20 protein-coding genes are annotated in these 17,724 nt (G+C 63.4%); 13 read left to right on the top strand and 7 right to left on the bottom strand.

Translation table 11 applies throughout. The features are described from left to right. Positions 1–142 precede the first annotated feature (142 nt). Complete coding sequence (locus ACELLULO517_RS16820) at positions 143–1,516, top strand: hypothetical protein (RefSeq protein ID WP_227308559.1); 1,374 nt, start codon at positions 143–145, stop codon at positions 1,514–1,516. 63 nt (positions 1,517–1,579) lie between these two features. On the opposite strand, the gene ACELLULO517_RS16815 is transcribed toward ACELLULO517_RS16820, so the two are convergent. Continuing rightward, positions 1,580–1,981: a Rid family hydrolase gene (locus ACELLULO517_RS16815; RefSeq protein ID WP_227308558.1), complete on the bottom strand. Its 402-nt coding sequence runs from the start codon at positions 1,979–1,981 to the stop codon at positions 1,580–1,582. A gap of 188 nt (positions 1,982–2,169) precedes the next feature. On the opposite strand from ACELLULO517_RS16815, the gene ACELLULO517_RS16810 reads away from it, so the two are divergent. From ACELLULO517_RS16810 to ACELLULO517_RS16755, 12 genes are all read left to right on the top strand, one after another. Then, positions 2,170–3,198: an Ldh family oxidoreductase gene (locus tag ACELLULO517_RS16810; RefSeq protein WP_227308557.1), complete on the top strand. Its 1,029-nt coding sequence runs from the start codon at positions 2,170–2,172 to the stop codon at positions 3,196–3,198. 11 nt (positions 3,199–3,209) lie between these two features. Continuing rightward, the gene (locus ACELLULO517_RS16805; protein WP_227308556.1) at positions 3,210–4,127 is read left to right on the top strand and encodes a lysophospholipid acyltransferase family protein; all 918 of its coding nucleotides are present in this window, start codon (positions 3,210–3,212) and stop codon (positions 4,125–4,127) included. 244 nt (positions 4,128–4,371) lie between these two features. Continuing rightward, positions 4,372–4,581, top strand: a complete 210-nt coding sequence (locus ACELLULO517_RS16800) for a cold-shock protein (RefSeq protein ID WP_227308555.1) — start codon at positions 4,372–4,374, stop codon at positions 4,579–4,581. 311 nt (positions 4,582–4,892) lie between these two features. Beyond that, a complete protein-coding gene (locus tag ACELLULO517_RS16795; protein WP_227308554.1) occupies positions 4,893–5,450 on the top strand; it encodes a sigma-70 family RNA polymerase sigma factor in 558 nt (185 codons plus the stop codon). Positions 5,451–5,463: 13 nt separating this feature from the next. Next, positions 5,464–5,949 (top strand): hypothetical protein, encoded by a 486-nt coding sequence (locus ACELLULO517_RS16790; protein WP_227308553.1) that lies wholly within the window; start codon positions 5,464–5,466, stop codon positions 5,947–5,949. 5 nt (positions 5,950–5,954) lie between these two features. Continuing rightward, entirely contained in the window at positions 5,955–6,437 is a 483-nt protein-coding gene (locus ACELLULO517_RS16785; RefSeq protein ID WP_227308552.1) for a periplasmic heavy metal sensor, read from the top strand. Positions 6,438–6,530: 93 nt separating this feature from the next. Further along, a complete protein-coding gene (locus ACELLULO517_RS16780) occupies positions 6,531–6,848 on the top strand; it encodes a CREC-EF hand family protein (protein ID WP_227308551.1) in 318 nt (105 codons plus the stop codon). 53 nt (positions 6,849–6,901) lie between these two features. Beyond that, complete coding sequence (locus tag ACELLULO517_RS16775) at positions 6,902–7,291, top strand: hypothetical protein (RefSeq protein WP_227308550.1); 390 nt, start codon at positions 6,902–6,904, stop codon at positions 7,289–7,291. An 88-nt stretch (positions 7,292–7,379) separates the two neighbouring features. Beyond that, on the top strand, positions 7,380–8,078 hold the full coding sequence (locus tag ACELLULO517_RS16770; protein ID WP_227308549.1) for a DUF4410 domain-containing protein: 699 nt from the start codon (positions 7,380–7,382) through the stop codon (positions 8,076–8,078). Positions 8,079–8,470: 392 nt separating this feature from the next. After that, positions 8,471–8,881, top strand: a complete 411-nt coding sequence (locus ACELLULO517_RS16765) for a hypothetical protein (protein WP_227308548.1) — start codon at positions 8,471–8,473, stop codon at positions 8,879–8,881. A gap of 43 nt (positions 8,882–8,924) precedes the next feature. Then, the gene (locus tag ACELLULO517_RS16760) at positions 8,925–11,747 is read left to right on the top strand and encodes a response regulator (RefSeq protein WP_227308547.1); all 2,823 of its coding nucleotides are present in this window, start codon (positions 8,925–8,927) and stop codon (positions 11,745–11,747) included. Then, positions 11,744–12,688: a diguanylate cyclase gene (locus ACELLULO517_RS16755; RefSeq protein ID WP_227308546.1), complete on the top strand. Its 945-nt coding sequence runs from the start codon at positions 11,744–11,746 to the stop codon at positions 12,686–12,688. Before ACELLULO517_RS16760 ends, ACELLULO517_RS16755 begins: the two co-directional genes overlap by 4 nt. A 173-nt stretch (positions 12,689–12,861) precedes the next feature. On the opposite strand, the gene arsK is transcribed toward ACELLULO517_RS16755, so the two are convergent. The 6 genes from arsK to ACELLULO517_RS16725 form a co-directional block, all read right to left on the bottom strand. Then, on the bottom strand, positions 12,862–14,067 hold the full coding sequence (gene arsK, locus ACELLULO517_RS16750; RefSeq protein ID WP_227308545.1) for an arsenite efflux MFS transporter ArsK: 1,206 nt from the start codon (positions 14,065–14,067) through the stop codon (positions 12,862–12,864). Positions 14,068–14,142: 75 nt separating this feature from the next. Beyond that, the gene (locus tag ACELLULO517_RS16745; RefSeq protein ID WP_227308544.1) at positions 14,143–15,384 is read right to left on the bottom strand and encodes an MFS transporter; all 1,242 of its coding nucleotides are present in this window, start codon (positions 15,382–15,384) and stop codon (positions 14,143–14,145) included. Next, positions 15,381–15,713, bottom strand: coding sequence for a hypothetical protein (locus tag ACELLULO517_RS16740; RefSeq protein WP_227308543.1), 333 nt, complete (start codon positions 15,711–15,713; stop codon positions 15,381–15,383). Before ACELLULO517_RS16740 ends, ACELLULO517_RS16745 begins: the two co-directional genes overlap by 4 nt. Next, a complete protein-coding gene (locus ACELLULO517_RS16735) occupies positions 15,710–16,276 on the bottom strand; it encodes an isochorismatase family protein (RefSeq protein WP_227308542.1) in 567 nt (188 codons plus the stop codon). Before ACELLULO517_RS16735 ends, ACELLULO517_RS16740 begins: the two co-directional genes overlap by 4 nt. A 29-nt stretch (positions 16,277–16,305) precedes the next feature. Then, entirely contained in the window at positions 16,306–16,752 is a 447-nt protein-coding gene (locus ACELLULO517_RS16730) for a MarR family winged helix-turn-helix transcriptional regulator (protein ID WP_227308541.1), read from the bottom strand. A 57-nt stretch (positions 16,753–16,809) separates the two neighbouring features. Then, complete coding sequence (locus ACELLULO517_RS16725; RefSeq protein ID WP_227308540.1) at positions 16,810–17,694, bottom strand: LysR family transcriptional regulator; 885 nt, start codon at positions 17,692–17,694, stop codon at positions 16,810–16,812. Positions 17,695–17,724 lie beyond the last annotated feature (30 nt).

Genomic DNA, 17,724 nt, shown 5'->3' with positions numbered 1-17,724 from the left:
TCGGTTGCAAGGTCATTCATCGTGAATGGCTTTGTAACCGTGACGACCAAAAATAGGGGGAAACAATCCCCTGTCATCCTGGAGATGAAATCCCTTTCCACGGCATCCGGATTCCAATGCATCAAAAGAAGGAATAATCCGAATGTCGGCGGGCTTAAAGACGTTTTCGGCACAGGTGACAGCCGGTGCCTATGTTTCAGATATCTTCTACATACTCGGCTGTTTCGGTGTGGTGCTCGGCATGGTGGCGTTGACGCTGCTGGATGCCGGTATCGTCAACCGCAAGAACGTGGTCGATACCATCGTGCAGAAATGGGTCTGCGGCGCTGTCGGCGGTCTTGCCTATCTGGTCATCGGCTATGGGTCCTGGAACTGGCAGATCTACCAGGCGCTGGGCGTGCCGCATCCTTTGCGGCAAGCGCTGTCGGATTGGTCCATCTTCGGGCCGAACCTGAATACTTTTGCGCAGCATCTGGACCCGGCCTTCGTGCCCGGCGCCGATACCGCGCAGATCTTTGCGGCCTTCTTCGTGCTGTTCACCATGCTGATCTGCATGCTGATGCATAGCGCGGGGGTGGAGCGTCTGAAGCCGGTGCCGGCCGTCATCATGTCCGCGCTGATCGGCGGCATCATCAGCCCGGCCGTCGCTTACCTCACCTATGGATCGGCCAGCGCGCTGACCAATAGCGGCCTGCATGATTTCGTGGGCGATTTTGCCATGTATGTCTTCGTCGGCATCTGGGGGCTTATCCTTGCCTGGCGTCTTGGGCCGCGCCAGAAGATCGCCTCGGTCTCGACGAACTTCCCGATGATGGCGCTCGGCGCCTTCTTTCTGATCCTCGCCATTCCGCTGTTTGTGCCGGCCTGCGGCTTCCTGGTGCCGGGCGTCGGCTATTACGGCATTGCCGTGAACGATAGCGGCCTGGGCGTGCTGTTCATGAGCATCGTGCTGGCGCTGGTCGCGGGCGGCGTCTCCGGCGCCATTGTGGCTTACGTCAAAGGCAATCCGATCTACATCATCCTGGGACCGATCGCGGGCTATATCTCCTGCTCGGCCTTCCTTGATATCGCCTTGCCCTGGCAGGCTTTCGCGGTCGGCTTTTTCGGCCCGGTCGTGATGGCCTTGGCGGATGCGCTGATGCGTCGCATCGGCATCGACGATCCCAAGATCGTGCCCTTGGCCTTCGGTCCCGGTCTTTATAGCGCGATCATGGCGGGCATCGTGGGGAGCGGCAAAATGCAGGGCGGTTTCTTCGATGTCACGAAGGGCGCCTATGCCTATCAGCATGCGCGCATCACCTTCGGCACACAGTTGCACGGCACGGTGCTGATGGTGGTGGGCATCGCCGTCGTCGCTTTCGTCGTCATCTTCCTGCTCGAAAAGACGATCGGGCTGCGGGTGACGGCCAAGCAGGAGGCGCAAGGTCTGGACGCGACCTATTGGTCCCGCTTCATGACCGATGATACGTCATCGGTGACGGAGACAGTCTTGAAGCCGGTTTCCGCCACCGGCTGAAGGCAAAAGGCTGGGCCCGTCCGCGAAAGGACGGGCCTGACCTCGACAGCAGAACGAAAGACGTCAGCGCGTCACAACGGCCGTCGTCGCGATTTCGACCAGGAATTCCGGCTTCACCATCTCACCCTTCAGGCAGAAACGCGCGGGCAGGAAGTCCTTGAAGTATTCGACATAGACAGCGTTCATGGCGTGATAGTCATCCATGTTGCGCAGGAATATCTGATTGAAGGTGACATCCGCCATGGTGCCGCCCGCAAGCTCGATCACTTCCTTGATGCTGTCCAGCACGCGGCGCGTCTGCACCGTCACGTCGCCCTCACCGACCAGGCTGCCGTCATAGGGATCAAGCGACAGCATGCCCGCGACATAGATATGGTTGCCGGCTTTCACGCCCCAATTCAGATGCAGCGTGCCGTTGGCGGTCTTGCCCGGCAGCCAGCCCTTCGGATTGATCGCTTCGTTCATCGCACTACCCTCTTTGCCTGACACGACCTGGATCGCCGTGACGATGCCGGCAGCCTAGGCGCCTGCGCGGGCGCGGGCATGGACAAACGCGCACAAAATGATTCTTCCAATTTACGCCGATCCTGTCCCCTTGGTCTCCTCCCCCGACAGGGGCTATCTGTTGGCGGGAAGAGACCAAGGGTTGCGGGATGAAAGCTCCTATTATCGTACCAGCGGCAAAGCTGGCCGAGCGCGTGCAGCAGAAACTGACGGAAGCCGGCGCCGATGCCCCCTCCTCCGCCGCCACCGTCCGCGCGCTGATGCACGGCTCGCTGCATGGGGTGGATAGCCACGGCGTGCGGCTGGTCGGCTATTACGACGGGCCGCTGCGATCCGGCGAAATCAACGGCCGCCCGCAGGTCAGGTTGCGGAAGACGGCCGCCGCCACCGCCATGCTGGACGGCGATAACGGCCTTGGCCATCACACGGGCTATGAGGCGATGAAGGCGGCGGTCGAACTGGCGCGGGACAGCGGCATCGGTGCCGTGGGCGCCACCGGCTCCTCCCATTACGGCGCGGCCGGTGCCTATGCGCTGGCAGCAGCCGAAGCCGGGATGATCGGCTTTGCCACCACCAATGCGGAAAGCCTGGTCACGCTTTTCGGCGGGCGGGAGGCCTTTCACGGCACCAATCCGCTGGCCGTCGCCGCCCCGGTGCCGGGCGAAAAACCCTGGTTGATGGACATGGCGACCTCCGCCATTCCCTTCAATCGCGTGCTGCTCTACCGCTCGCTCGGGCATCCTTTGCCGGAGGCCATTGCGGTCGATGCCAGCGGCAATCCGGTGCGTGATCCGGCCGATGCCACGATGCTGATGCCGATGGGCGGCGCCGATTACGGCTTCAAGGGCGCTGCACTGGCGGGTGTCGCGACCTTGTTCTCCGCCATTCTGACCGGGGCGACGCTGGACCATGATCTGGTCTCGCTCGGCAAATCCGAGACGGCGAAACCCTCCAATCTCGGCCATTTCTTCATCGCGATCGACCCGGCGCGCTTTGCCGGCGTGACGGAGATGGCGGCCGGGATGCGCCGCTATCTGGATGCGCTGCGCGCCTCGCCGCCGCGCGAGGGCTTCCCGCCGCCGATGGCGCCGGGCGACCGCGAATGGCAGGTCGTGGAACAGCGCCTGCGCGACGGCATACCGGTGGACCAGGATACCGCGCAGATCCTGGGATTCTGAGCGCCTAATCCATGGAGCGAGACAAAACCCGGCGCGCTGACGGCGGCCGGCGCGCCTATCCCTGGCAGTCCGCGACGAAGCTCGCGATGCGGGCCGGATTCGGCTTTCTGCGTCTGATCGGCCCGGTGAATGCCTCCAATCTGGCGGGTGCCGTCACCGCGGCGATCGGCCCGCATCTGAGCCCGTCCAAGGTCGCGGATGGCAATCTGCGCCGCGCCTTGCCGGACCTCAGCGCCGCCGAGCGGAAGCGGATCATCGTCGATGTCTGGCGCAATCTTGGCCGCAATGTCGGGGAGTTGCCGCATCTCGCGCGGCTGAAGCGCACGGAAAGCGGCCCAGGCTGGGAATTTGCCGGGGCGGAATTCCTGCCGCCGGGCCAGGCGATTTTCATCTCCGCCCATTGCGGGAATTGGGAAATGATCCTTCCCATTGCCGCGCAGATGGGCCTTGCCGTGTCCGGTGCCTATCGGCGGGCATCGAATCCCGCGATGGAGGACGCCATCCAGGCGATGCGCTCCGCCGCGCATGGCGCGGATGTCTCCATGTTCGCCAAGGGGGCGGCCGGCGCCCGCGCGGCGCTGCTGCATGTCGCTCGCGGCGGATCGCTTGGCCTGCTGATCGACCAGAAGATGAATGACGGAATCCCGGCGCCATTCTTCGGACGGATGGCGATGACCGCGACGGCCCCGGCCCAATTCGCGCTGCGCTTCAACCTGCCGCTGGTGCCGGTCCGGGTTGAGCGTATCGGACCGGCGCGGCTGCGCATGATCTGCGAACCTGCGCTCGACATCCCCCTGACGGGCGACAGAACCGCCGATATCGCGGCCATCACCTTTGCGCTGAACCGGACAGTAGAAGGCTGGGTGCGCGCCCGCCCGGGCAGCTGGCTTTGGCTGCATCGCCGCTGGCCGAAGCAGTCAAAGGCCTGAAATCCGCGCGATTGATGGCGCGAGCCCTGCACTGCAACTGGCGCATGTCTTACGCTTTTTCAGAATTGTCTTGCCGATACTGTTCCGAGGGTCTAGAGAGCCCTTCATCGATCTTTACTGACGAACTTTGTTCCTGCGCTACCTGCGCCGCTGACGATCTTCCTCTTTCAAAATCGACCATGAACGGTCCGTCATGGCTAACCGCCCGGGCCAAATTTTTAATGCGATTGAAAGGAAAATCGTCATGACCGTTGGAACAGTTAAGTTCTTCAATATGACCAAGGGCTTCGGCTTCATTCAGCCGGACAACGGCGGCCCGGACGTGTTCGTCCACATCTCTGCCGTCGAGCGTTCGGGCCTGCATTCCATCAGCGAAGGCCAGAAGCTCAGCTTCGACGCCGTGAAGAATGATCGTAACGGCAAGGTTGCCGCCGAGAATCTTCAGTCCGCGTAATTCGGACAGCGCTTTGGGCCAGTGACCACGGATGTACTGGCACTAGCCCTTGAGGCGCTTAGAAGAAGGTCGGGTTCGCCCGGCCTTTTTTGATTCTGAGACCCGAACGCGCTCAGCGCGCCCGGCGTTATCTCCGCCGCACTGACCAGATCAGCCCCGACAGGGGGGATTGCCTGCCCCACCCCGTATCAGGCTCGCACCCACGCATGGCAGTCTCGCCCGGCGTGATGGCTGGATGAGCAGCAGGGTCATGGCTGAATGGTATGTCGATTTTGCGCGCCCAGGCGGGTCTTTGGGGCAAGGCGCCCCAAATGACGGGTCCGCTTACCTATCGGGACGCGACAGATGAAGCCCTGGCTGGCTGGTCCGGCAAGGGCGACCGCCGGGCTTTCGACGAGATCGTCACGCGGCACGGGCCCTTCGCCCTGCGTGTCGCGGCGCGCGTCATCCCCGACCGTCTCATCGCCGAGGATATCACGCAGGAAGCCATGCTGCGCGCCTGGTCTCAAATCGCGCGGTTTGACCCCGCGCGCGCGCAGTTTCGCACCTGGCTGTATCGCATCATCGTCAATCTCTGCATCGATCATCGTCGGCGTATCCAGCCCGGTCAGTTGCCGGAGGATTACGACGCGCCTGACCCCAGCGACAGCGCCGAGGACAAGCTCGCCACGACCGAGCGGAACAAGGTGCTGCTGGCGGCTCTCCACCAATTGCCTGCCCGGCAGCGCGCCGCCATGACACTTGTCTATGATGAGGGATTGTCGGGCGCGGAGGCCGGCCGGACCTTGGGTCTATCGGCCAAGGCCATCGAAAGACTGCTGGCACGCGCGCGTGCCTTTTTGCGTGACACTATTCAAAGACAGACGTGAAAGGGGGCCGCGAATGATGACGATCAACCGGCTGAAGGCGCTCTCGGACAGTTATGGCGCCGACCTGCTGCGCTGGCCCGCAGACGAGCGACGGGATGCCGAGGCTTTGCTGCGAGTCTCCGCGGACGCTCAGGCCATCCTCGCCTCCGCTGCCGAAACCGACGCGCTATTTGATGCCATGAGCCGGGCGGAGCATGCCGCGCTGTGGACTGAGGCCGAGGAAGCGGCGGCCGTGGCGCGCCTGCGCGCGGGCGTCTCGGGCCATATCGCGCGGGACGGCGTCGCCCGCGGCCAGCGCCGGCGCTGGCCGGGCCTGGTGTCTCTGAACCACGGCTTTGCTGTCGTGCAGGCCAATCTCGGCTGGCTGGGCCTTGCGACCTCCGGCGGCATCGCCGTCGCCGGCGGGTTTCTGATCGGGGCCATTTCGGCACCGTCCGGCATATCGGAAGGGGTGCTGAGCTTGCTGCAGACCTCTCCCCTCCACGTCCTGCCCTTTTGATGGCCATGGTCCTACGCACCCCCCCTTGCTGGACCCGTGCCAAGATCGCGCTGTCGGTCTCGGTCATTATCAATCTGTTTCTGGTCGCCCTGATCGGCAGTCACATCTGGCGGGTTGAGAGCCAGCGGCGGTTCGACAATCCACTCGCCCAGGCGCTGGCGACGGCGGAACACAGCCTGCCGCCCAAGGATGCGAAAACCTTCCGGCAGGTCATCAAAAGCGAATCATCGGTCTTTGCCGGATCGGCCCAAAGGCTCGCTTCGGCTCGGCATGCCGTAGGACAGGCGATTAGCGCGGAACCCTATGACCCGGCGGCCGTCAGCCAATCCCTGAATAATTGGCGCAGCGATTGGAACCAGTTTTTCGACGTCTTCCGTGGCCCGCTGGTCGATGCGCTGGGCGCTGTCTCTCCGGAAGGGCGGCGCAAATTGATCGCCGACCGCGATGCGACGCGCAAAAGCATGCACGAAACGGGCTTCGATCCCTGACGGTCACGAATGAGAGAGGCGAGCGGGGGATGATGTCGCATCGCTCTCCCGCTTCCGTATCAGTCTGCGTCAAGACCAATGACGGAGACTCTCATGACTGCACACAAGACCCGCCGCATCGGGACGCTGGGGCTTCTCGCTTTTGCCGGCACGCTTGCCTTGGCACCCATGGCCCTGGCGCAGATGAAGGGCAATTTCGCTGTCGCCGACGCCAACCATGACGGGCGCGTCACCTTCCCGGAATTCGACGCCTACGCCATGCAGATGCTGGCGAATGCGAACGGTCCCCTTGCACAGCGTTTCAAGGCAATGACGCCACAACAGCAACAATCGATCCTGCAAAAGCGTTTCGCAAAACGGGACCAAGGCAACAAGGGTTATCTGGATCAGAACGACTGGAACGCGCCGTAAGCGCGGTTTCCTGATCAAACCTATCCCATCATCAAGGATGCTGGAGACATATCATGTTTAAGAAGCTCTCTATCGCGACCGTTGTCTCGGCGCTGACTTTGGCGGCATTCGCCGGCCCGGCCATGGCCGGCGGCTGGCGCTATACCGGCCCGCACGGCAATACGGCGACCTTCAACCATTGGGGCGGTGGCGGTTATTACGGCCACGGCTATTATGGGCATGGTTACTACGGCCATGGCTATTATGGGCATGGCCCTTGCTGCTATGCGGGCGGCGCCGTTGCGGCGGCGGGTGTCGCGGGTCTGGCTGTCGGCACCGCCGTTGGTATCGCGGCGGCTTCGCACCCGGCCTATCCGACCTATGTGGCACCGCCCCCGGTTATCTATGCCGCGCCGCCGCCGGTGGTCTATGCGCCGCCGCCGGCTTATTATTACACACCCTGACGGTGACCTATCATCCCGCGCGGCATCGGCCGCGGGGGATGATTTCGCAGGCTGCGTATCATAATTCATGATGACGCAGGGACCTCGCATGCAAGACTCACTTCCCAAGACGATGCCCGCTGCCCTTAAACGGAAGCCTGGCCGCGCCGCGCTGGCCGGCCTGTCGCTGTTTTTGCTGTCATCCTGCGCCGGCGCGCATGTCAGCAATATCGCCTCGGTCAGCACCACCACCCCGGCACCGAGCGAAATCCTCGTCGCGGTCGATACCGCGCCGATGCCGAACGCGGATCAGACAAGGGCAGCGGCCGCTGTCGCACCGCAATTGCAGGCAGCGGTGGTGAGACGGCTCGGCAAGGCGCATATCGCGGCCATCCCCTACACAGCAGGCAGCGCGCGACCGGGCGCGGCCGTACTGCATGTCTCGATCCAGCAGGCGGACCCCGGCAGCCGCGCCGAGCGTTTCCTGATCGGCTTCGGCATGGGCAGCGCCAAGCTGGAGGCGCGCGCCGATCTGGAAACCACCCTGCCGTCAGCGCATTCGTCCCTCACTGCCTTCGATACGGCCAGCGATACCGGCATCAAGCCGGGGCTGATCCTGCCCGGCGGCATCGCACTTGCCACCGGCAATCTTATTCACCTTGCCATCGGCGGCGGCATCGACGTCGTGACGAATCTGAACGGCGGGCTGAGCAAACCCACGAACAGCACCGCGACCGCCATCGTGAAGCAATTGCATCGCTATTACCGCTCGGCCGGATGGGTCTGGCCGACCGACGAGGAAAGCTGATCCGCGCCAAGACCCGGAAAGATCGCCTCGTCTATCCGGCCCTAAAGCGTTTCCTGCTCGCTTACGCTCACAGATACCGCTCTAGGTTATTGTTTTTGCGAGCATCTTCACACAGTCAGATGATTCCATCTGACTGTGTGAAGATGCTCTAGGCCGGCTGTTTCCCTCTCCAAAAACACCAAAATTTCCCTAGTCCTTGGTCTCCCTCGTTTTCGAAAAGCGCGGGACAGCCGGGGCGTGCGAAATTTCAGATGAGTTTTTGATGAAGCCCAGCTAACACCACCTAGCCAAGTGGGTTAATCCGGTTGCTTTATGAACCCTCTACACCCTGACTGGTCTGTTTTTAACGCTGTAACGCCGGCCGAAGCCGCTGCGGGAGACTTGCGCGTCCGATGATCCAAGCTGGCGTCCTACCGGATCGGCCTAGACCGCAAGGGAAAATCGCCCTCAGCCGGCGCCCTGCCCCGGCCGACCCTGCGCCAAGCTGGAAACATCTGCTGCCCGCCGGTCTGCTTCTTCTTGTCTCGGTCTTGGCTATCCTGCTCCTCGTCGCGCAACCGCGTCCGGGACAAAAGGAAGTCGCGATCGTACTGCCGCCATGGGACGGCGCCTTGCAGGCGGCGGCCCTTGTCGGCCGTGCCGGCGGCGCGCTTGTCGATGCCGGCGGTCTGCGAAATATTTTCATCGTAACCTCCGACCGACCTGATTTCGTCGCTGCCCTGTACCGCGCCGGCGCCTGGCTTGTGATCAACCCCATCGCCGCGCACGGCTGTCTGTCCGCGCCGCAACCCCAAGGCTTTTGACATGGCTGAGATCCTCGCTCTCAGGACCCGATTCGGACAGCTGATGGCCCTGATGCTCTGGGGTCACGTGCCGATAATCGTCATCGTATCCTGGGGTCTCGGCGAGCCGATCCTGCTGCCGACGCTTTTCGCCGTGGTTCTGGCCGGCGCCTATCATCTGAGCTGGAAGATGAGCGGCATCGGCCCGGCCACGCGCTATATCTCGGCCGTAGCGTTGGTGGGGGAGCCGGCGCTTCTCGTCTATCTGCTGCGCGGCAATCCCTGGCAGATCGACATGCATATGTATTTCTTCGCATGTCTGGCGCTGCTGATTGCCTGGTGCGACTGGCGGGCCATCCTGCTCGCCTCTGTCGCCATTATGCTTCATCATCTGGCACTCGATCTGCTGCTGCCCTTTGCGGTCTTTCCGAATGGCGGCGGTATCGCGCGTGTCGTCTTCCATGCGGTCATCGTCTTGCTGGAAGGCAGCGTGCTGATGTGGGTCAGCAACCGGCTGGTGGAAAGCTTCGCCCGCGTCGAGCAGATGAGCGCGGAGATCCAGCGCCATAACGAGACGCTGGAGGAAACGGTCGCCGAGCGGACGAAGGACGCCCAGGCGGCGAGCATCGCCAAATCCTTGTTCCTGGCAAATATGAGCCATGAAATCCGCACACCGATGAACGCCATCCTCGGCTTCAGCCATCTGGCGCTGCGCACGGAAATGACGCCCAAGCAGCGGGACTATCTGGTCAAGATCAAATCGGCGACGACCAGCCTGCTCGATCTCATCAACGACATTCTCGACTTCTCCAAAATCGAAGCCGGCAAGCTGGTCTTGGAGCGGACGAGCTTCCAGCTGCGCCATTCGCTTGATTCCGTGCGGCAGATGCTGGCGCTGCGCGCTGTCGAGAAGAATATCGAGCTTGAGTTCAACATCAGCGCCGATACGCCGGATACGGTGATCGGCGACCCGCTGCGGCTGAACCAGGTGGTGACCAACCTCGTCAGCAACGCCATCAAATTCACCGATGCCGGGCATGTGCAATTCTCGGTGCGGGTGATCCGGCAGGAAGGCGACGACCTGCTGCTGGAATTCTCAGTGCGGGACAGCGGCATCGGCATGACGCCGGCCCAGGTGAACCAGCTCTTCACGGCCTTCACCCAGGCCGATACCTCCATGACCCGGCGCTTCGGCGGCACCGGTCTGGGCCTTTCCATCAGCCGCCAGCTGGTGGAGTTGATGGGCGGCACGCTGACCGTGCAAAGCCAGCAGGGTATCGGCAGCCAATTCTCCTTCACCGCGCGCTTGTCCTTGTCCACCAAGATCGCCGCGCCCTCTAACGCGACCCTCAGTCAGCTGCGCAACCTGCGCGTTCTGATCGCGGATGATAATGCCGGCTCGCGCGAGATTTTGTCCGAAACCCTCAGCCCCTGGTTCAGCCAATTGGATCTGGCCGCGTCCGGCAGCGAGGCTTTGAGCATGCTGCGCACCGCGAATAGCAGCGGCAAACCCTTCGACCTCGTTCTGCTCGACTGGCGCATGCCCGGGCTGGACGGCATCGAGACGGTCAATCAGATGCGTCAGGATCATAGCATTCCCAAAATGCCGACGATCATGATGGTGACGGCCTATAGTCGCGAAGAAGCCATCACCGCCGCCGGTGCCGCCGGTATCGCGGCCTTCCTCGTCAAGCCGTTGGATACCGATATTCTTCTGGAAACCCTGGCCGCGATCTTTGGCAGCGAGGAACTACGGCAGACGATGGCACCGGAAGAAACGGTGATGATCGCCGCCCCCTATCGCGGTGCCGTTCTGCTGCTCGTCGAAGATAACGAGATCAACCGCGAACTGGCCTATGAAATCCTGACCGATGCCGGTCTGGTGGTGGAGCAGGCAGAGAACGGGCGCATTGCCTGCGAGATGATCGAGGCCGCGCCGACGCGCTATGATGCCGTTCTGATGGATGTGCAGATGCCCGAGATGGACGGGATAGAGGCGACCAAGCGCATCCGGCAGACCTTCTCGGCGACAGACCTGCCGATCATCGCGATGACCGCCCATGCCTATGAGCAGGAGCGGCAGAACTGCCTGGATGCCGGCATGAACGACCATTCGACCAAGCCGATCGAACCGCCGCTGCTGCTGGAAAAGCTGTCGCGCTGGCTCAGGCCCGGCGGCCGTGACAGGACAGCCGCCACGGCGGCCGCACCCGCACCCGCAGCGGAGGTCGCACCGCCGCAGCTTGCCGACGACATGCTGCCGGCGGAGCTGCCGCCCTTCGATCTCGGCACGGCGCTGGCGCGTCTGAACGGCCGACGGAAACTGCTGCGCAAGCTGATCATCGATTTCAGCTATAAATTCGCGGATGCCGTGTCGGTGCTGGAGAACCAGATCACCGACCGCGAATGGGACGAGGCCCGGAGGAGCGCCCATACATTGAAGGGCACCGCCGGCGCGCTGGAAATTCGCGACGTCGCGGAATGCGCGCGGCAATTGGAAGACGCGCTCGCCAAGCGAGTCCTGGACGACCTGCCCCGACTGACGCAGCGCCTGGACGAGGCCATGAAGCCCGCCATCGCCGCCGCGCAAAGCCTGCGCAGCCAATCCCCTGTCGCGCCCGTGGCACCGGCTTTGCTGCGCGCCGGCACGCTGGACTATACGCCGGTCGCGTCCGAACTGGCCGAGCTGCAACAGCTTCTGCAAAGACGCAGCCTGAAGGCGCGGAAAATGTTCGAAACCGTCGAGGCACGTCTGGGCAATTCGCCTGAAGGTCTGCGGCTTGATCCCATCCGGCAGGCGCTGTCCGCTCTCGATTACCCCAAGGCACTTGCCTATCTTGAGGAGTTGACGGCATCCGCCGTGGTGCCCGAGGACATATTGCCATGAACAAGCGCCCTGTCATTCTGATCGTCGATGACGAAGTCTCCAATATCGAGATTCTCAGCGCTGCCCTGGAAGATGACTACGACATCAGCTTCGCGACCTCGGCCGACGAAGTCTACGAACTGCTGCGCAACGTGATGCCGGATCTTGTGCTGCTCGACGTGCTGATGCCCGGCACCAATGGCTATGAGGTCTGCAAGCATATCAAATCCGATTCCTTGCTCGCCGATATTCCTATCATTTTCACGACCGCCTTGGGCCATGAGGGGGCGGAGCTGGAAGGTCTCGCGCTCGGCGCGATCGACTACATCGCCAAGCCGATCTCCCCCGCCATCGTGCAGGCGCGGGTGCGCAACCATCTTGAACTGAAGCGCATGCGCGATCAGCTGGCGACGCTGGCCGTGACGGATGCGCTCACCGGGCTTGGCAACCGTCGGCAGCTTGAGCAGAGCCTGGCGCGGGAAACCAGACGCCTATCCGTGACCGGCGGCCTGCTTTCTGTCATCATCCTCGATATCGACTTCTTCAAGCGCTTCAACGACCTTTACGGCCATATGGTCGGAGACCGCTGCATCGTGCAGGTGGCAGCGACCTTGCACCGGGCGGCCAGACGCGCGGCCGATGTGACGGTGCGCTATGGCGGCGAGGAATTCGCCTGCATCCTGCCCGATATCGGGCATGAGGAAGCGATGGAGATCGCCGAGACGATCAGCATGCGGGTCTCGGCTCTCGGCATTCCGCATGATGCCTCCGATACCGCGGCCTTCGTGACGGTGAGCCTGGGCGTCGCGACCGCCCCTTGCACGCTGGATATCCCGCCGGAAGCCTGGATCAATGCCGCCGACCGGCAACTTTATCTCGCCAAGAATGCGGGCCGGAACCGGGTGATCGGCCGGGCTTTCACCCATGCCGAACTCCGCGAGCATATTATCGCCGCGCATTAGAGTTTGTCTGATTTTAACTGAAGCTTGTCCCTAATATCGTCATGCCCGGCCCCAGAGCCGGGCATCCATTCGTTGGGGCGCCCAAGGACTGGATGACCGGGTCAAGCCCGGCCATGACGGGGCAACGGGTCGTTTCAACCTAAACCTGACGGACTCTAGAGACCGGTCAGGGATCAGACCAGCCGGGCGATCATCGCGAAACCGGCAACGGCGCCGAGTTCTATGACGGCCATGGTCAGAAGCGTGGGCGTGATGCCGATGCGATCCGTCATGACGGCAAAGGCGAAAGGCGCAATGGCGCCCACCACAAGGCGGACGGACATGATCTTGCCCTGGCGGGCGCCGTAGCCCTCCGCCCCGAACAGCGCCAAAGGCAGCGTCCCGGCGACGATACTGTTCAGCCCGCCGCCGATGCCGAACAGGACGGCGAAGAGCATGGCACCGGCAAAGGATGGCGCGGTCAGGCAAAGTGCGACCAGCGCGACCGGAAAGAGCGCAGCCGAGATCGTCGCCAGTGTCAGCTGCGGCATATCTTTTCCGAAGACCAGGTTGATGAAGCGACTGGCGACCTGGGCGGGGCCGAACAGGGCGCTGACGGCAACCGCCGCCGGCCCCAGGGCCAAGGCATCGAGCATCGGCAGCATATGCACCAGGATCGCCGAGCCCACGAAGCTCTGGAATGAGAAGGCAACCGCCATCAGCACGAAACCACGCATGCGCGCATGGGGTGGCAATAGACCCGAGGCCGATGCCAGAATGCGGGCCGGCGGGTTGGCCGCGGACTCGGGCCTTGCCGATGGGCGACGGCACAGAAACAGATGCAGCGGCAGGCAAAGGAAAAGATTAAGGCCCGCAAAAATGAAATAGACCTGTCGCCAGGTCATCATATGGTCCAGCCAACTTGTCAGCGGCCAGAACAAAGTTGAGGAAAAGCCCGCGATCAGCGTCAGATAGACGATGCTGGCCCGCGCCGTCGCCGGGTGACGCTGCACCAGCAAGGGAAAGGCCGCGCCGTATTGCACGAGTGTGGAGGCCAAACCCATGGCGATCAGCGCCGGCACGAAAAGCGCGCCGGTCGGCGCCAGTGCGCAGGCTGCCAAGGACACTGCCGCCGCGACCGAGCCGATACTCATCACCCGGCCGGCGCCGACGCGATCGATCCAGCGCCCGACCCAGGGCGATGCCAGGCCGCCAGCGAGAAACGCCAGGGAGAGCGCGCCAAAAATCCAGTCGCGCGGCCAGTGGAAACTGCGCGCCATGGCGGGAACGAGGGTACTGAAGCTGTAATAGAGCGTGCCGTAACCCAGGACCTGGGATAGGCCGAGCACAGCGATATCGAGCCAGTCGCGGCGGCCCAGCCGTCCGGTCGCGGGCAGCATCAGATGCGGAAACTCTCAGAGTCGCAGGACGTTTATCCCGCTATCGGTAAGCGCAACGCCTGCGGCGCACCAGCCCTAAACGGCGGGGCCGGTCAGCCCATGATGCATTCGGCGGAGCATGGCATAGGCCACGACCATCGCGGCGGCGAAGCCTGAGGCAGCCCCCACGCCCATGGCCCAGCGCGGCCCCCAATTGTCGGCGACCCAACCGACCATTGGCGCACCGACAAAGGTGCCGCCGAGCGCGATACCAATGCGCAATGCCATCACGCGGCCGCGCATGGCGGGTTCGGTGGAGAGCTGCATCAGGCTATTGGTGGCGTTGGTCACGATCAAGGCCGCGACGCCGATGACGACAAGGGCCGCCGCGAAAAACCAATACCCGGGCGAGACGGCCGCAGCCAGGCAACCGGCACCGAAAATCGCCGTGCCGAACAGCAGCGAGCGAAAGCGGACCCGGCCGCGGCTGGCGCCGAACAACGCGCCGCTCATGGTGCCGACCGCCATGATGGAGGACAGCATGCCGTAGCCGCCGGCATCGGCGTGGAAGACGCGGACCGCCATGGTTGAGATGAAGATCGGGAAATTCAGCCCGAAGGTGCCGATCAACGACAGCATGATCAGGATCGCCCGCAGATCCGGCCGGTTCCAGGCATAGCGCACCCCTTCGGCGAAACTGCCCTTTCCCCGTCCCGCCCGCGCCTGTCCGTGCAAATCGCCGACACGCAGCAGCGTCAGCGAGAATAGCACGCCGATGAACGACAACCCGTTGAGCAGGAAAGCCCAGCCGGTGCCAACGGATGCGATGATGACGCCGGCCAAAGCCGGCCCCACCATCCGCGCGCCGTTGAAGGAGGTGGAGTTGAGCGAGACCGCGTTCGACAGATCGCGCTCCCCCACCAATTCACCGACAAAGGTCTGTCTTGCCGGCGCATCGAAGGCGGCCGCCGTGCCGGACAGAAAGGCAAAGACATCGACCTGCCATAGCCGGACTTGGCCTGTGACGGTCAGCAGACCAAGCACCAGGGCCAGAAAACCCATCACCGCCTGGGTCAGCATCAGCAGCCGACGTTTGTCGAAGCGATCGGCGGCGGAGCCGGTCCAAGGCAGCCACAACAGCTGCGGGCCGAATTGCAGCCCCATGACGATACCGACGGCCGCGGCATTGTGATGCGTCAATTGCGTCAGCACCAGCCAATCCTGCGCCGTGCGCTGCATCCATGTGCCGATATTGGAGACGACGGCACCGCCGGCCCAGACGCGGTAATTATAGACCCTGAGCGACCGGAAGGTGCCGCCGGGCGCGGTATCGCTCACGCGCGCTCGGGCCTATTGCCGCCGTTGAAGCGGCCGAAATGCCGGGCGGCGAATAGTGACAAGGCAAGCATCCCGAGCGCGAGCGCCACCACATCGGCCGTGCTGCGCAGATCGAATTGCCCCACACGGCAGATCAGCAGATAGGCGATGATGAGATTGAAAAAGCCCCAGAGGACATTGACGGTGGAGGACGAAAACCCCTCACCGCGCGGCTTGGCGAAAGGGCTTTGAAACGGCCGGCCCATCATGCCGGCGACCGTATGCGGCACAGCATTGGCCAGAAAGGCGCCGCCGAAGAAATAGGTCAGCAGAAAATGGCCGCCGATCATGACGCATTCCTTGTATCGAGCAGGTCGATGATCGCCTGCGTGGTGCCGGTCTCACCCAGCCGAGGAAAAACATGGGCAAGGCAATAGTCATGCGCTTCCGCGCGCCGGTCGGTCATGGCGTCGATGGCAAGCGTGACATGGAAACCCTGCTCATAGGCCTGACGCGCCGTTGACTCGACACCGCCACCGGTCGCGATCCCCAGGATGACGACCTGCGTGACACCGAGGCGCTTGAGCCGCGCGTCAAGATCCGTGCTGGCGAAAGCGCCCCAGGTCTGTTTCGTCACCACGATATCGCTCGGGCGCCGGTCGATCTCCGGCACGAAATCGGTCCAGCCTTCGGGCCAGTTTTGCTCCGGACGCGCCCGTTCGGTCCGTCCCGGTGCGCTGCCATCGACATTGACCAGCACGACCGGCAAGCCCTTTGCCCGGAACGCATCGGCCAGCAGACGCGCCTTCGCCAAAATGCCGTCGATCGGATGCAGCAACGGAAGTCCGACAATGCCTTTCTGCAGATCGATGAGGATAAGAGCGGTCTGTTTATCCAGGGTCGTGACAGGCATCTGTCGCTCCTTCCCTTGGTTTTACGGGATCAGTCTTCGACGAGGCGTTTGAGCAGGTGGACGGCCGTCGCCAACGTGGTCTGCTCATCGGGTGACAGCTGCGCCGCAATCTTGCGCGTCAGCCAATCCTGCCGGGCCGCCCGGCCCTCCCGGATCATGGTGCGACAGGCATCCGACAGCGACAGGATGGTCTGCCGCCCGTCATGCGGGTCCGGCTTGGCGTCCAAAAGGCCGGCCGCTTCCATCGGCGCGATGGCCGCGCCCATGGATTGCGGACGCATCCCCTCCGCCCGCGCGAGTGTGGAGGTGGTCGCGGGCCCGTCCTTCTCCAGACGCAGCAGCACCGCAATCTGGGATTGAGTCAGATCCCCTGTCCCCGCCTGTTCGCGCAAGCGGCGCTTCAGCTTGCTGGCAATGGCGCGGAGGTCGCTGGCCAGGGTAGCGGCCAGCAAGGTTTGGGGATCGGTACCGTTCATGGACAATATTTAGCCGATACGAAGGTAAACTTCAAAGTTAAACTGTGTAGATGACCTTCACGATGCAGGTGTGACAATCCGCTCGGGGAAGGACCTGTCGAGGATATCGAGGAAGGCGCGGACCTTGGCGCCGATCAGCCGGCGGGCGCTTTGCAAAGCCCAGATTTCGACCGGCGGCCCGGCATGCACGCCCCATAAGACCAGCCTGCCGGCCGCGATATCATCCGCCACCAGCAGTTTCGGCAGCAAAGCGGCCCCGGCGCCGGCCAGAACGGCCTCCCGCACCATCAGCAGGGATGACAGACGCAGGATCGGCTGCGGCGTGAGCGCGACCTCCCTGCCCTCGCCCTTGGCCAGACGCCAGACCTGGCCCGGCGGGCTGGCGGATAGCAGCACGGCCCTGACTACAGAGCCGTCACCCTCCGGCATCGCCATATCCGGGGGCGCAACGACAAACCGCTCATCATACAGAAAGCGCCGGCCGACCAACTGCTCATCCGCTGACGGATCGATCCGGATGATGAGGTCAAAGCCGTCCTCCACCGGATCGACCTTGCGGTCCTCAGCCACGATCTCAAGCTGCACGTCCGGATAGGTCAAAGCGAAGCGGGCGGCGATCCGCCCGAGCACGACATGGGCGAAGACGACCGGCGCGCTGACCCGCAACCGGCCGCGCGGCGTGGCGGCGCCCAGCACCACCGCCTCACCCGCCTCCGCAATCTCCGACAGCAGCCCATCCGTCCGGTCATGCAGGCTGCGGCCTTCGTCGGTCAGGCGCAGGCTATGGGACCCGCGATCGATCAGCCGCACGCCCAGGCTCTGCTCCAGTTCCGCCACCCGGCGCGACAGCGTCGCCTTGGACCGGCCGGAGACGCGGCTGGCGCGGCCGAAACCGCCATGGCTGGCGACCAGATTGAAGTCGGTCAGGGCTTCGAGGTTCATTACCGTGTTCCGTTTTTGAGACGTGTTGTC

Origin of the sequence: Acidisoma cellulosilyticum (assembly GCF_020621385.1) — a bacterium.
Lineage (GTDB): Bacteria > Pseudomonadota > Alphaproteobacteria > Acetobacterales > Acetobacteraceae > Acidisoma > Acidisoma cellulosilyticum.
This window is presented reverse-complemented; position numbering and strand designations above follow the sequence as displayed.

What these genes read in the sequence shown, in the direction of transcription:
- arsK (WP_227308545.1), bottom strand. Translation starts at nt 14,067, where the DNA reads ATGCTGCCCGCGACCGGACGGCTGGGCCGCCGCGACTGGCTCGATATC.
- ACELLULO517_RS16810 (WP_227308557.1), top strand. Translation starts at nt 2,170, where the DNA reads ATGAAAGCTCCTATTATCGTACCAGCGGCAAAGCTGGCCGAGCGCGTG.
- ACELLULO517_RS16770 (WP_227308549.1), top strand. Translation starts at nt 7,380, where the DNA reads ATGCAAGACTCACTTCCCAAGACGATGCCCGCTGCCCTTAAACGGAAG.
- ACELLULO517_RS16805 (WP_227308556.1), top strand. Translation starts at nt 3,210, where the DNA reads ATGGAGCGAGACAAAACCCGGCGCGCTGACGGCGGCCGGCGCGCCTAT.
- ACELLULO517_RS16785 (WP_227308552.1), top strand. Translation starts at nt 5,955, where the DNA reads ATGGTCCTACGCACCCCCCCTTGCTGGACCCGTGCCAAGATCGCGCTG.
- ACELLULO517_RS16730 (WP_227308541.1), bottom strand. Translation starts at nt 16,752, where the DNA reads ATGAACGGTACCGATCCCCAAACCTTGCTGGCCGCTACCCTGGCCAGC.
- ACELLULO517_RS16735 (WP_227308542.1), bottom strand. Translation starts at nt 16,276, where the DNA reads ATGCCTGTCACGACCCTGGATAAACAGACCGCTCTTATCCTCATCGAT.
- ACELLULO517_RS16775 (WP_227308550.1), top strand. Translation starts at nt 6,902, where the DNA reads ATGTTTAAGAAGCTCTCTATCGCGACCGTTGTCTCGGCGCTGACTTTG.
- ACELLULO517_RS16795 (WP_227308554.1), top strand. Translation starts at nt 4,893, where the DNA reads ATGACGGGTCCGCTTACCTATCGGGACGCGACAGATGAAGCCCTGGCT.
- ACELLULO517_RS16820 (WP_227308559.1), top strand. Translation starts at nt 143, where the DNA reads ATGTCGGCGGGCTTAAAGACGTTTTCGGCACAGGTGACAGCCGGTGCC.
- ACELLULO517_RS16815 (WP_227308558.1), bottom strand. Translation starts at nt 1,981, where the DNA reads ATGAACGAAGCGATCAATCCGAAGGGCTGGCTGCCGGGCAAGACCGCC.
- ACELLULO517_RS16790 (WP_227308553.1), top strand. Translation starts at nt 5,464, where the DNA reads ATGATGACGATCAACCGGCTGAAGGCGCTCTCGGACAGTTATGGCGCC.
- ACELLULO517_RS16740 (WP_227308543.1), bottom strand. Translation starts at nt 15,713, where the DNA reads ATGATCGGCGGCCATTTTCTGCTGACCTATTTCTTCGGCGGCGCCTTT.
- ACELLULO517_RS16800 (WP_227308555.1), top strand. Translation starts at nt 4,372, where the DNA reads ATGACCGTTGGAACAGTTAAGTTCTTCAATATGACCAAGGGCTTCGGC.
- ACELLULO517_RS16755 (WP_227308546.1), top strand. Translation starts at nt 11,744, where the DNA reads ATGAACAAGCGCCCTGTCATTCTGATCGTCGATGACGAAGTCTCCAAT.
- ACELLULO517_RS16725 (WP_227308540.1), bottom strand. Translation starts at nt 17,694, where the DNA reads ATGAACCTCGAAGCCCTGACCGACTTCAATCTGGTCGCCAGCCATGGC.
- ACELLULO517_RS16760 (WP_227308547.1), top strand. Translation starts at nt 8,925, where the DNA reads ATGGCCCTGATGCTCTGGGGTCACGTGCCGATAATCGTCATCGTATCC.
- ACELLULO517_RS16765 (WP_227308548.1), top strand. Translation starts at nt 8,471, where the DNA reads ATGATCCAAGCTGGCGTCCTACCGGATCGGCCTAGACCGCAAGGGAAA.
- ACELLULO517_RS16780 (WP_227308551.1), top strand. Translation starts at nt 6,531, where the DNA reads ATGACTGCACACAAGACCCGCCGCATCGGGACGCTGGGGCTTCTCGCT.